Consider the following 12,173-nt stretch of genomic DNA (forward strand, 5'->3'; position numbering starts at 1 on the left):
CCGAGACCGGCGAGGCCGACCGTACGAACGGAGAAATCGGCGTGCCGCGGGTAGACCTCGACGCGGACGGGCGTTTCCGGCTCATGGCCGTAGCGCTCCGAGATCGCGTCGTATGCCTCCTCGGCGAGCGCAGCCGCATACGGGAAGAGCAGGTCCGCCTCGTCGCGGTGAAGGAAGAACGCGAAGCGCGGCGTCGTACGCTCGACGTACCGCGGGTACGTGTCGAGCAGGTCGAGCGTGTTCTTGACCCACACGTTGAACGGGTCGCCTGCGAATGCTGCCTCCAGCGATGCGCGGGCGGCCGCAGCGTCGCCGATGCGCATCAGGTTGAGCCCCCGCAACGCGTGCGCTGCCCAGTCTGTCGAATCCACAGAGATCGCGCGCTCCGCCATGCGCACCGCATCGCGGTAGCGGCGCGTCTGCACCGCGAGCTCGCCGATGGTCGTGTAAACGGTGGAGTGTCGCGGGTTGCGCCGCAGCACCGCCTGCACCCGGCTGTTCCAGTCGTCGCCGCGCAGGTATGCGTTGGCCGCATCCATGGTGCGGGCATCGAGCGAGCTGCTGTCGATCGCGAGCGCGCTCCTGATCGCGGATGCCGCGCTGTCGTACTGCTCCCCGATCATCTGCATGCGTGCCCGCAGCAGGTGCGCGTCGACCAGGCGCGGGTTCGTCTCCAGTGCCTGTCCGATGGGCTCGCCAGGGTCGCCGACGCCTTCGATCATCCGCACGCGGGCCAGGCCGAGCAGCGCGCCGGGATGCCGCGGGTTCTGCTCCAGCACTTCGCGAAAGAGCGCCCCCGCGTCCGTGGTGTTGTACTTCTCCAGGAAGAGCAGCCCGCGCTGCACGCGCGCCTCGTGATTCGCGGGATCGCGCGCCACCGCCTCGCCGAGCGCGCGATTGGCATCGTGGAAGAGCTGCGGGTCTCGGCGGCCGAGGTAGCTCACCGCGACACCGACCGCCACCAGGGCGTCGGAGGATTGCGCAGCGCCGCCGTTGTAGATGTCGATGAAGCGATCGAAATGATGGAGCGCCTGTTCGCGCTCGCCCGTGCGCCACGCGAGCAATCCTGCGTTCAGCAGCGCCCGCTCCGCTCCGGCCGCCAGCTGCACCGACTGCGACGGCGCTGCTTCCGGAGACCCGAGCGGTGACTGCCCTCGCAGTGCCAGCAGAAACGCGCGCTCTGCGTCCTCGAGCCTGCCCTGCGCCAGCAGCGCCTCGCCGTAGACCGCACCGAGTGCCGGTGTGATTTCGCCGTCCCAGTCGCGGACGGCCGATTCTGCATCCTCGTAGCGCCCGACCTCAATCAGCGTGCGTGCCAGCGCGGCCAGCGCATCGGCGTCCCCTGCAGCCGCTTCTCGCCCGAGCGCCGCGATCGCGTCCTGGTAGCGGCCGGTACGCAGCGCCTCCCGCCCGTCCTCCTGCGCACGGGCGCAGCCGGGGTGGAGCAGGAGCGCAGCTCCCATGACCAGGACGGTGCGCTTCGTCATGTGAGCAGTCGACGCAGCGGCTGCCAACCTCATCGGGTGCCCCCCTCGATGCGGCGGATCGCCTGGCTGGTGGTGGCCAGCTCGACGAGCAGCGCTTCCAGCTCCTGCTCGTACTGCGCCGCGTTCATCTGAGCCCGGCGGGCGCGCAGCGCATCGATCCGGGACTGCAGCCCCGTGCGCTTTTCGTAGAGAGCGCGCAACTCCGTGCTCGCACCTGCGGGAACGGCCTCCGCAGTCACTGCGGCCGCGCCGCCGCTGCCGAAGAAGATGCCGCGCGCGATTGCAGCGTCGCTGCCGCCGCTGTCCGGCTCGGCGACGCCGTTGCCGTCCCCGTCCGCCTCGAGCAGTGCATGCTCGGTCCGCATCCGGTTGGTCGAGGAGTAGGCGCGTTCCACCTCCAGCCGCGCGTACTCGAAAGCTTCGAGCAGCGACACGCGGCCATCCTTGTCGGTATCGCCTGCACGATCGTTGAATGCAGCGACGAAGTGCTCGCCGAAGACGGTCTCGTTGTCCTGGCCGGACGAACGGGTCGCAGTGACGATGACGCGGTTTTCCCCGGCCAGCGGCTCGACGAACCCGCCACTCGCGCTTGCCGCGTTCACTACGATCACGCGCTGCGTGGGGAACGACAGCAGCATTGCGCCCAGCTCACGCGCGGCCAGGTCCGGACCGGGCAGGTTGATGCGCGTGTCGGCGCCGTCCCCGGAGCCGTGGCCGAAGAACACCAGCAGCACCTGGTCGTCGGCTGCTGCCGCAGCCGCAATGCGGATGATCTGCTGGCTGATCGCGTCCTTCGTGGCGCGTCCATCGACGTTCCCACCCGCGCGTTCGGCCAGCCGGATGATGTCCGCGCCCGCGACTCCGGCCTGCTCGAGGCCGCGCACCAGCGAGCCGGCCCACGCGTCCCACTGCTCTGCGAAGCGCGGCTCACCGGAGATGCCCGAGACGATCAGCACGTGCGTGCGCTGCGCCGCGGCCGGCGCGGCGGTGGCGATGCAGGCGGAAACGGCGAGCAGTGCGGCTCGCGGGAAGCGGGACAGGAGACGTCGCATGATGCTCATACCAGGCCCCAGCGTCGCCGCATGCCCCATTCCGCGCCGACGAGACCGAGCATCAGGAGGAAGAGAATCGGCATGTCCCACAGCTCCCTGGTTTCGACGACGGTCGCGCCGTGCCCGGCCACTGCCAGGTCCTCGGGCAGCTGGTCGACCTGGTCCAGGGTGTAGTAGCGGCCGCCCGTCTCCTCGGCGATACGGCGCAGCAGGTCGACGTGCATACCGGCGTCGAAGTACTCGCCCATGCCGGGTGCAACACGGAACCAGGCGGGCTCGCCGGTGATGGTCCGGCCATCGATCGTCGCCACCACGTCGACGCGGTGCAGCCCCTCCTCGCCAGCGGCAAAGCTGGCCGCGTACGCACCGTCGCGGTCGATGGTCCAGGCGAGCGGGACCTCGCTGGTCTCGCCGGATGGCGCAGTGACGCGCGCCACCACCTCGGCTCCGTTGACGCCGATATAGCGCTCGTCATCCACCTGTGCCGAGAGCCGGACAGGCTCCCCGGCGCTGACGCGGTCCTGTTCCACGGCTGCAATGACCTGGCGCGGCACGCCGTCCACCAGCCAGCGCAGCATCTGTCGCCAGAACGTCTCGTGCGACATGTCGTCGACCGGCACGTCCGCATGCATCTGCCAGAGCCAGGAGTCATGCGGGGTGAACACCACTGACAGCCCTCGGCCGTAGCGCTGCGCGGCGAGCACGATGTGATCGCCGTCGTCGCCCTCCCCGGTCAGCAGCACACTCGCTCCCGGCTTCGCCCGGCCGACACGGTTGAACAGGGTGAGCGGCGGGAGTCGCTGCCAGATCGCGGCCGCGGAGTCCGCGCTGGCGACGAGCCGCGTCACGGCGTGCGCCGCGCCGTCGCGTGTCGGACGGATCGCGATCTCCTCGAAGTAGGATGCGTCCGCCTGCTGCGGCAGTGTGACCGGCAGGACGTCGGCGACCGGCGTGCCCGCCCAACCGCCCTCCGCCAGTGAGCGCGGTCCGCCCAGCACGAGCAGCCCACCGCCGCGCTCGCTCGCGAAATCCGCGATCATCTGCAGCTGGTCATGCGTGAAGAAGCTCGCCTCGACGCTGCCGAGCACCAGCGCCCGGTAGCGGAACAGCTCGTCACGGGTGCGTGGGAAGATGCCGGCCAGCTCGCCCGCACTGTCCACGGCGAGTCGCATGAAGCGGTTCTCGGCGGTGCGCTGCAGCACGACGAGCTGGAGGTTCTCGTCCTCCTCGACGGCGCGGCGCAGGAACTTCATCTCGAAGCGCGGCTCGCCTTCGAAGTACAGGATCTTTTCCCGTGCATCGCGCACGTGGATCAGCATGTCCTGCACGTTGTTCTCGGGGATGCGCTCGTCGTCACGAGGCGCGATGCGGAACGTGAAGCGACGCGCTCCCGGCTGCTCCGCGGTGAACGACACACGCACGGGCAACGGCTCGCCGTCCCGCGGCAGCTCAATGGACTCCCGGGCGACGATGCGCCCCTCGTCCTCGACGGTGATGTCGACCCGCTCGCCCGCGTAACCGCGCTGTGCGACGACCAGGTCCGTCGCCAGTGTCGCGCCCTGCAGCACCTCAGCAGGTGCGCCCGCGCGACTCAGCTCGATGTCACGGTCGACGTGCTCGCGTCCGACGCCCACCGCGTAGACCGGGGCGCCCGCGGCGCGCAGCGCAAGCAGCGATTCCGCGAGCGCCGCGGCGTCGCTTTCGCCGCCGTCGCTCACGACGACGATCCCCGCAACCGGCAGCGAGGCGAGCTCGGCGCGCGCCCGGTCGAGGGCGGGCGCAAGGCGCGTACGCTCCCCTGCGAACGAAAGGGAGGCGACGTCGTCGAGTCGGCGTGCGGCGTCGGAGAAGGCGTACTGGCGGACGCGGAATCGATCCGAAAGCGCCTGCAGCAGCGCACCATCGGGTGCGAGCACCCGCTGCGCCGATGCGGCGCGCGGCTCGCCGCCATCCGTGATACGCATGCTGCGCGAGTCGTCGACCAGGAGAGCCACATGGTTCTGCTGCGGCACGACCGTGGACAGGATCAGCTGAGGACGCAGCAGGCAGAAACCCAGGATCGCGAGCACCGCGACGCGCAGCGCTGCCAGCGTCGCCTTCTGAGGCAGAGTGCGGTGCCGCACGCGCAGGTACGATACCGCCGCGCCGATCGCCACCAGGGTCACGAAGCCGACGACCCAGGAGACCGGCAGCGGTGGCGCAAAGCCGATGCGGCCGGCGTCGAACACCGCCGGCCGATACTTGAAGAGCAAGGCGAGCAGACCGTCCACGGTACCAGCGCGCTGGAGTGAGTGTGCGGGTGGAGCTGCTGTGTCGTCGGGAAGCGCCCGCCATGAGCGCGTCGCCGCGGGAAGCCGCGGCGCGGGTGTGACTCTGTATTCCTGCCTCTACCGAAGGACGCGCGGCAGGTTCCGTGCGTTGACGCGAGCGGGACCGCAGCCGCCCGCCACGTGACCGGCTCGCGGCGGCGCGTGATGGGCTGCGCTGTCGCTCAACGTCCTGCCGGGGCGAAGCGTCTCCTTTACAAACGCCGGGCCGGCGCGCACCCTGGCTGCATTCTGCCAGGAGCGCGGCTGCCGGCCGCCTCTGTTCCACAAGGTCAGCAGACACTCGAGGAGCGAGTCATGAGCCGAGCGCGAAGCGCAGCGGTACTGTCCGCCGTTCTCTCCCTTTTTCTGCTCGCCGGATGCGCGCGCAACCCGGCGCCCCGGCAGCCCACGCCGTCAGCAGGGCCGCAGGCCCGCAGCGACAGTGCGGGCGAGCGGCGGCAGGGGGCGCGCCCCTACGCCCGCGTGATCACGAGCAGCGCGATCACGTCCTCCGGCATCGTCGACGTGCACCGCGTCGACGACAAGCTGTTCTTCGAGATTCCGCGCTCGGTGCTCGGTCGCGACATGGTCCTGCTGCGCCGGCTCGCAGGCGGCCGCGGCAGCTCCAACAGCTCCTACGTCCGCTTCGAGCGTGAGGGCGACCGCGTGCTCCTGCGCCAGCTCGACTACGACGTGACCGCCGACACGGCGTCCGCAATCGCACGTGGCGTGGATCGCCTGCGATTCGGTCCGATCATTGCCTCGATGGACGTCGCGACGTGGGGCGCGGACAGTGCGGCCGTGGTCGACGCCACCAGGCTGTTCACGAGCAACATCCGCGAGATGGCGGCCGTCGAGACGCCGAATTCCGACCGCAGCTTCGTGCGCCACGCGTTCGCGACGCCGACCAGCATCGAGATCGATGCCGTGCAGACTGGCAACGCGCCACGCCCGACCGGTCCGTTTGCGCCGCCGCCCGAGCCCGGCGAGGACCGGCGGCCGGAGACCGTGAGCGCCAACGTGCACTGGTCGTTCCGCGTGCTGCCGGCCGAGCCGATGATGCCGCGTCTCTGGGACGCGCGCGTCGGCTACATCTCCATCTCCATCTTCGACTACTCACGCCCCGAGCATCGCGCCGAGCAGCGACGCTACATCCGCCGCTTCCGGCTCGAGAAGCAGAATCCTACCGCCGCCGTGTCCGAGCCGGTCGAGAAGATCGTTTTCTGGATCGACCCGGCGACGCCCGAGTGGCTGCAGCCCTGGGTGAAGCGGGGCGTGGAGGACTGGCTCCCTGCATACGAGGGTGCAGGCTTCCGCAACGCCATCGAGGCGCGGGTCGCACCGGCAGAGGACGCGGACTCGCTCTTCTCGATCTACTCGGCGAACAACTCGGTCGTTTACTGGCGCCCGTCGGAGGTGCAGAACGCGACCGGCGGCCAGGTGGTCGACCCGCGCACGGGCCAGATCCTGAAGGCCGAGGTCAACATGTACCACAACGTGATGAACCTGCTGCGCAACTGGTACTTCACGCAGGTCGGACCGCTCGATCCCCAGGCCCGGGCACTGCCGCTGCCGGACTCGCTCATGGGGGAGCTGGTGCGCTACGTCGTCGCACACGAGGTCGGTCACGCGATCGGCTTCCCACACAACATGAAGGCCAGCTCGATGTATCCGACGGACAGCATCCGCAGCGAAAGCTTCCTCCGCCGCATGGGCGGGCACGTCGCAACGCTGATGGACTATTCGCGCTTCAACTACGTCGCGCAGCCGGAGGACAGCATCCCGCCCGAGCTGCTCGTGCCGGGAATCGGGCCGTACGACAGGTTCGCCATCATGTGGGGCCACACACCGATCGACGGAGCGCGCACGCCCGACGAGGAGCGGCCGACGCTGGACCGCTGGGCGCGCATGCAGGACACGGTTCCGTGGTTCCGTTTCTCGACGGTGGATGCGCCGAATGACCCGGGCAACATCACCGAAGCCGTCGGCGACGCGGACGCCGTGCAGGCCAGCGAGCTGGGGCTGCGCAACCTGCGCCGCGTCGTGGACATGCTGCTCGACGTCGCGGAGCGGCCCGGTCGCGATTACGCGCTGCTGGACGAGCTGTACGGCAACGCGATCTCGCAGTGGGGCCGCTACAACGGTCACGTCGCCGCGATCGTGGCAGGTGCAGAAACGCAGGAGCGCTACGGCACCGGCCGCCGTTTCGAACCGGTACCGCGCGAGCGGCAGCGCGATGCCATGCGGTTCCTCGCCGCGAATGCGTTCCGTGTGCCGCAATGGTTCGTGGACGACGAGATCCTCTTCCGCATCGAGGCGGAGGGCCACGTCGATCGCATCCGGCAGGCGCAGGCCGGCGTCCTCGGCACGCTGCTGAACGAGTTCCGCATCCGGCGCCTCGCCGAGTACGAGGCACTGCTGCCCGCGGGACAGGCGTACACGGTGGGCGACATGATGGAAGATCTGCGTGCAGGCGTCTGGAGCGAGCTGTCACAGAACCGCGTGAGCATCGACGTGTACCGCCGCAACCTGCAGCGTGCACACATCGAGGCGCTGAACACACTGCTCAGCCCGCCGGAACCGCCGCGCAACGCTGCGCTGTTCGGTCCCCAGCGGCCGCGCTACCCCTCGGATACGCGCGCGGCAGCACGTGGTGAGCTGGTCACCCTGCGACAGCAGGCCAACGCCGCGCTCGGCAGGGCGGCGAACAGCATGACACGGCTCCACCTGCGTGACGTGGTCATGGAGATCGACAGGATCCTGGAGCCGCAGTCCTGAGGCCGGTTACGGGGCCGCGTCCCGGACGCGGTCCCGCAGCCGTTTCACCGCCGCGCGGCACGCCTCGCAGCGGATGAGATGGTGTTCGACCTCCGCCCGTTCCTCGCGGCACAGCAGGTCCGCAACATAGTCGTGCAGCCGGTCTTCCCGGGGATGGCTGTTCATCGTACCGACAGGTTGCGGCATGGCGCTGGTCGTGGCAAGGCTGTCGCAACGCCGCAGGGGAAAACGGTTCGGGCCGGCAATCCAGTTGGATCGCCGGCCCGTTTCGCTCGCTCCCGCGGGTGATCGGGACTTCGCGAAAGAAGCAGTGACGTGTTCATCCGTGCGTCGGTGTGTGCAACGCGCCCCCTGCCGGGCCGTTGTACCGGTTCGTTGCTGAACCGTACCGCGCACCGGACCAGGTGGTGCGCATCACGCTTCGGGGCGCTGCCACTGGCAAGCAGTGTTCCCCGTCCAGGCCGTTCGTGTGCAACTGCATGTCATTTATACTCCTTGCGGTGCCCGCGAGCGCGCGCTCGCCACGCCGCACCGGGCGGGTGGTCGCGCACGTTGTAGCGAGGTGCGGAAAGGATTGCGCGCAATCAGGTGCACGCGCGCGCGACTGCACTCGCGATCTCGTCCATCGTGAACGGCTTCTCGACGAAGCCGGCGGGCCGCACGTCGTCGGGGATCGAGACGTCCTCGGTGCCGTAGCCGGACATGAAGACAATGGCGGGGCAGTTCTCGCGCTCCAGCACGACGCGCGCAACGTCCACACCGGACTCATCCGGCAGCGTCATGTCCAGCAGCACCACCACGAAGTCACCGCCATGCGCCAGGGCGTGCCGGGCCTGGGCGCCGGTCTCCGCTTCGACCACCGGGAACCCGGCCTTCTCGAGCGCGCGGCGCGTTACTGCACGCACGACGGGCTCGTCCTCGACGACCAGCACACGACCGCGCGGCCATGGCGTTGCGCGCTCCGGTGACGGCGCCGCCGCCTCTCCGTTTGCCGCCTGCTCCACGGCGGGAAAGTGGATCGTGAATGCGGTACGGCCCGGAGTGCTCTCGAGCAGGATGTGCCCGCCGGTCTGCGCCACGATGTTCTGCACGGTGGCCAGCCCGAGCCCGGTCCCGCGCTCCCCCTTGGTCGTGAAATAGGGTTCGAAGACCCTGGAATACAGCTCGCGCGGGATCCCCACGCCCGTGTCCTCCACCACGAGGCGGACCAGCCGGTCGCTGCCGCCCACACGCGCCTGCGGCGGAGCGTTCGCGGCGGGAGTGGACGCCGTTGCAATCCGGAGCGTGCCACCCGCCGGCATTGCGTCGCGCGCGTTCACGGCGAGGTTCAGCACGATCTGCTCGATCTGGTGACGATCCGCCAGGATCGGCGGCGCACCGTTCTCGAGCTGCAGCTGCAGCCCGATGCCATCACTCATCAGGCGCTGCAGGAGCGGCTGCATGCCGCGGACGATCTCGCTCACGTTGACCGGTTCGGCTCGCGTGACCCGATTACGGCTGAACGCGAGGAGGTGACGGGCGAGGGAGGAGCCGCGTTCTGCCGTATCGAGGATCACGTCCACGTCCTCGCGCGCGTCCGGAGGAAGACTGCGTCTGTCGCGCAGCATCCCTGCGGCGCCACTGATCGCCGTCAGCAGGTTGTTGAAGTCGTGCGCGACGCCGCCGGCGACGCGTCCGATCGCCTCCAGCCTGCGCGCTGCGGCGTAGCGGGCTTCCTGCGCCTTGCGCTGCGTGACGTCCAGCAGCATGCCGAGCACGACCTCGCCGCCATTCAGCAGTGTCTGCGTGAACTGAGTTTCGGTATGGATGATCGAGCCGTCAGCTCGAACCGCACGGAAGCTGAGAGTGGAGTGAGGTCGAATACCGCCGGCGCGCTCGAGCTGGTGCCGTACGCGCACCCGCTCGCCTTCTTCGATGACCGTGGTGATGCTGCGCCCGGTGAGCTCGCCCGGCGCGTACCCGAGGATCTCATTGAAGCGGTCGTTGGTGTAGGTGAAGCGGCCGTCACGCACCGCGAACACGCCGGTGAGCGACTGGTTCAGGAGGATCGCGAGGTTGGCTTCCGTCGCGCGCAGCGCCTCGCGCGACCGCTCGCGCCGTCGCATCTCGCTCCGCACCCAGGAGAAGATCAGCACGGCGACGACCGCCATGAACAGCCAGCCCTTCAGCGTCTGCGCAACCGCGATGTCCGCGGGGGCGACGAACGCCGCCAGGACCCGGTCGGACAGCAGCACCCACAACGCCCCGAGGAAGAAGAAGCGTGCTGCTACCCGGTATGCGGCGCGCGTGCTGGTGTCCATGAAGGCGGAGCCCGCAGGCTCATCCCACCAGGACCGCGGTACCGCTCACGCTGACCAGCAACCTGTTGCTCGCCCTGGCCGATCCCACCAGCATGTCGCCTCCTCCTCGCGCCCTGTTGCGCCCCTGCGTTGCACGACGCCATCGATCATGTGCCTCGCCGCGTCGTATGTGCCCGGCCCGGGGCCGGAACCGCGCATCGTCCTGCGCAACAGTGGAGAACCTGCAATGACCATGCGCGTCAGCACGGGTGTGAGCCGGATCGGCGCCGCATCGGTCGTTCGGTCGCTCGACGAATCGCGCCCGCGCACTACTCGCGCGGATACACCTTCAGCGTGTCGTAGCGCTTCAGCTCCACCTGCCCTGCCGGTGCGCCCGGCCGCTTGCGGACGTCGCCCGCTCGGCACAGGTGCACCGCGATCTTGCCGCGCGCTTCACGCGCCTTGGAGTGGTACGCCGCGAGCTCGGCGGCGCGCTCCAGCACGTGGCGCGGGACGTCGTCGCCGTCGACGGCCCGCACGACGACGTGACTGCCCGCGTAGCCCCCGGCGTGCAGCCACCAGTCGTTGGGCCGCGCGACCCGGAACGTGAGGACGTCGTTGTCCACGGCCGCCTTGCCGACCAGGATCTCGCAGCCGTCCATCGCTTCCACCGTCCGGTACGCCGGCTCGCGCGCCGCTCTCCCCTGCTTCATGCCTTCCGTGCCCACTGGTGCTTGACCGGACAGCCAACAGCCCCGATCCTGACTGCATGCCTGAGAAACTGATCGAAGGACTGCGCCGCTTCCGGAGCGAGGTGTTCCCGCAATACCGGGAACACTACAGGAACCTCGTCGACGCGGGCCAGAAGCCCGCGACGCTCTTCATCGGCTGCGCCGACTCGCGCGTGATGCCCGAGATCTTCACGGGTGCCGGGCCCGGCGAGCTGTTCCACGTCCGCAACATGGGCGCGTTCGTTCCCCCGTTCGAGGACGACCGCAGCTTCCATGGCACGTCCGCCGCGATCGAGTTCGCGCTCCAGATCCTGGAAGTCGACGAGATCATCGTCTGCGGCCATACCCACTGTGGCGCGATTCGCGCCCTGTACCAGCCGCCCAACGGCACGCCGCACATCGATCGCTGGCTCGAGCTCGCCAGCGACGCGCGTCTCGACGTTCCCGGCACGAACGACGGCGAGTGCCCGGACGAGGACACTCTCCGCCGCACCGAGCAGCGCGCCATCGCACTGCAGCTCGAGCGCCTGCTCACCTATCCGCAGGTGCGCGAGCGGATCGAGGCCGGCCGCCTCTTTCTCCACGGCTGGCACTACATCATCGAGGAGGGCACGATCGACATCCTCGACGTGGAGCGCGGCGCCTTCGTGAGGATGGAGACCTGATCCCGCCTACATGGGCGGGATCGTCAGGTGGATCTCCTCGCCCGGTACGATGGCGATCTGGTTGCTGATCGGCGATCCCTGCGCCGCCAGCGGATCGGCCAGGAACCGCAGCGTCGTGATGCCGAACACCAGGTAGGACGGGATCTCGAACCGCTCCTCCGAGACCGAGGTGACGCGGCCGATCCGGACGCGCTGGCCGTTGTCGCGCACCACGTAGATCGTCATGTCGTAGCGACTCTGGTTGTCCACCGTCACGTACGTGGGCGTCTCGTCGCGCGGCTCGCCACTGCTCGCGCATGCTCCTGCCACCAGGACGAGCGCCAGACCGGCCAGTGCAGTACGCAGAAGTCTCATGATGCGGTCTCCTCCATTGGGGAAATGCGCGTGCGCAGGACCACCGGTCGGCGCGCCTTGTTCATGCGCAGGTTGAGGATCTCGACGAACACCGAGAAGCCCATCGCGAAGTAGATATAGCCCTTCGGGATATGCTGGTCGAACCCCTCGGCCACCAGCATCACGCCGATCAGCAGCAGGAAGCTGAGCGCCAGCATCTTGACCGTCGGGTGCTCACCCACGAAGCGGCTGATCGTGCCGGCGAAGGCCATCATGAAGATGATCGCAATCACCACGGCCGCCACCATCACCGCGATCTCGTCCACCATTCCCACGGCAGTGATCACGCTGTCCAGTGAGAACACGATGTCCAGCAGCGCGATCTGGATCAGCACGCTCGCGAGCGACGGCGCCACCTTCTTCGACGTGTGCCCCTCCTCGCCTTCCAGACGGTCGTGGATTTCCGACGTCGCCTTGGCGATCAGGAACAGGCCGCCGAGCAGCAGGATCAGGTCGCGGCCCGAGATCTCGTGATCGAG

At 69.0% G+C, this 12,173-nt stretch carries 9 protein-coding genes; 2 read left to right on the top strand and 7 right to left on the bottom strand.

The window, feature by feature from the left end; all coding sequences use genetic code 11:
* The 3 genes from VFU06_02810 to VFU06_02820 all read right to left on the bottom strand — a co-directional run.
* On the bottom strand, positions 1-1,487 hold a 1,487-nt coding region (locus tag VFU06_02810; protein ID HEU5208320.1), incomplete at its 3' end, for a tetratricopeptide repeat protein.
* 29 nt (positions 1,488-1,516) lie between these two features.
* Positions 1,517-2,539, bottom strand: a complete 1,023-nt coding sequence (locus VFU06_02815) for a hypothetical protein (GenBank protein HEU5208321.1) — start codon at positions 2,537-2,539, stop codon at positions 1,517-1,519.
* A 5-nt stretch (positions 2,540-2,544) separates the two neighbouring features.
* Positions 2,545-4,809 (bottom strand): glutamine amidotransferase, encoded by a 2,265-nt coding sequence (locus VFU06_02820; protein ID HEU5208322.1) that lies wholly within the window; start codon positions 4,807-4,809, stop codon positions 2,545-2,547.
* A gap of 354 nt (positions 4,810-5,163) precedes the next feature.
* On the opposite strand from VFU06_02820, the gene VFU06_02825 reads away from it, so the two are divergent.
* A complete protein-coding gene (locus VFU06_02825; GenBank protein ID HEU5208323.1) occupies positions 5,164-7,626 on the top strand; it encodes a zinc-dependent metalloprotease in 2,463 nt (820 codons plus the stop codon).
* A gap of 584 nt (positions 7,627-8,210) precedes the next feature.
* Here the strand turns inward: VFU06_02825 and VFU06_02830 are convergent.
* Both VFU06_02830 and VFU06_02835 read right to left on the bottom strand, forming a co-directional pair.
* Positions 8,211-9,926 carry an ATP-binding protein gene (locus tag VFU06_02830; GenBank protein HEU5208324.1) on the bottom strand — a complete coding sequence of 572 codons (1,716 nt, stop codon included), beginning with the start codon at positions 9,924-9,926 and terminating at the stop codon, positions 8,211-8,213.
* Positions 9,927-10,234: 308 nt separating this feature from the next.
* Positions 10,235-10,618, bottom strand: a complete 384-nt coding sequence (locus tag VFU06_02835) for an NFACT RNA binding domain-containing protein (GenBank protein ID HEU5208325.1) — start codon at positions 10,616-10,618, stop codon at positions 10,235-10,237.
* 56 nt (positions 10,619-10,674) lie between these two features.
* Here VFU06_02835 and VFU06_02840 point away from each other — a divergent pair, with 56 nt between their 5' ends.
* Positions 10,675-11,301 carry a carbonic anhydrase gene (locus tag VFU06_02840; GenBank protein HEU5208326.1) on the top strand — a complete coding sequence of 209 codons (627 nt, stop codon included), beginning with the start codon at positions 10,675-10,677 and terminating at the stop codon, positions 11,299-11,301.
* Positions 11,302-11,307: 6 nt separating this feature from the next.
* Here VFU06_02840 and VFU06_02845 read toward each other — a convergent pair whose 3' ends face one another.
* Both VFU06_02845 and VFU06_02850 read right to left on the bottom strand, forming a co-directional pair.
* Positions 11,308-11,655, bottom strand: coding sequence for a hypothetical protein (locus VFU06_02845; GenBank protein ID HEU5208327.1), 348 nt, complete (start codon positions 11,653-11,655; stop codon positions 11,308-11,310).
* Positions 11,652-12,173 (bottom strand): TerC family protein (locus tag VFU06_02850; GenBank protein HEU5208328.1); only part of this gene is annotated, 522 nt, incomplete at its 5' end. The genes VFU06_02850 and VFU06_02845, both read right to left, overlap by 4 nt.

The organism is Longimicrobiales bacterium (assembly GCA_035764935.1).
Lineage (GTDB): Bacteria > Gemmatimonadota > Gemmatimonadetes > Longimicrobiales > RSA9 > DASTYK01.

What these genes read in the sequence shown, in the direction of transcription:
- VFU06_02815 (HEU5208321.1), bottom strand. Translation starts at nt 2,539, where the DNA reads ATGCGACGTCTCCTGTCCCGCTTCCCGCGAGCCGCACTGCTCGCCGTT.
- VFU06_02845 (HEU5208327.1), bottom strand. Translation starts at nt 11,655, where the DNA reads ATGAGACTTCTGCGTACTGCACTGGCCGGTCTGGCGCTCGTCCTGGTG.
- VFU06_02830 (HEU5208324.1), bottom strand. Translation starts at nt 9,926, where the DNA reads ATGGACACCAGCACGCGCGCCGCATACCGGGTAGCAGCACGCTTCTTC.
- VFU06_02840 (HEU5208326.1), top strand. Translation starts at nt 10,675, where the DNA reads ATGCCTGAGAAACTGATCGAAGGACTGCGCCGCTTCCGGAGCGAGGTG.
- VFU06_02825 (HEU5208323.1), top strand. Translation starts at nt 5,164, where the DNA reads ATGAGCCGAGCGCGAAGCGCAGCGGTACTGTCCGCCGTTCTCTCCCTT.
- VFU06_02835 (HEU5208325.1), bottom strand. Translation starts at nt 10,618, where the DNA reads ATGAAGCAGGGGAGAGCGGCGCGCGAGCCGGCGTACCGGACGGTGGAA.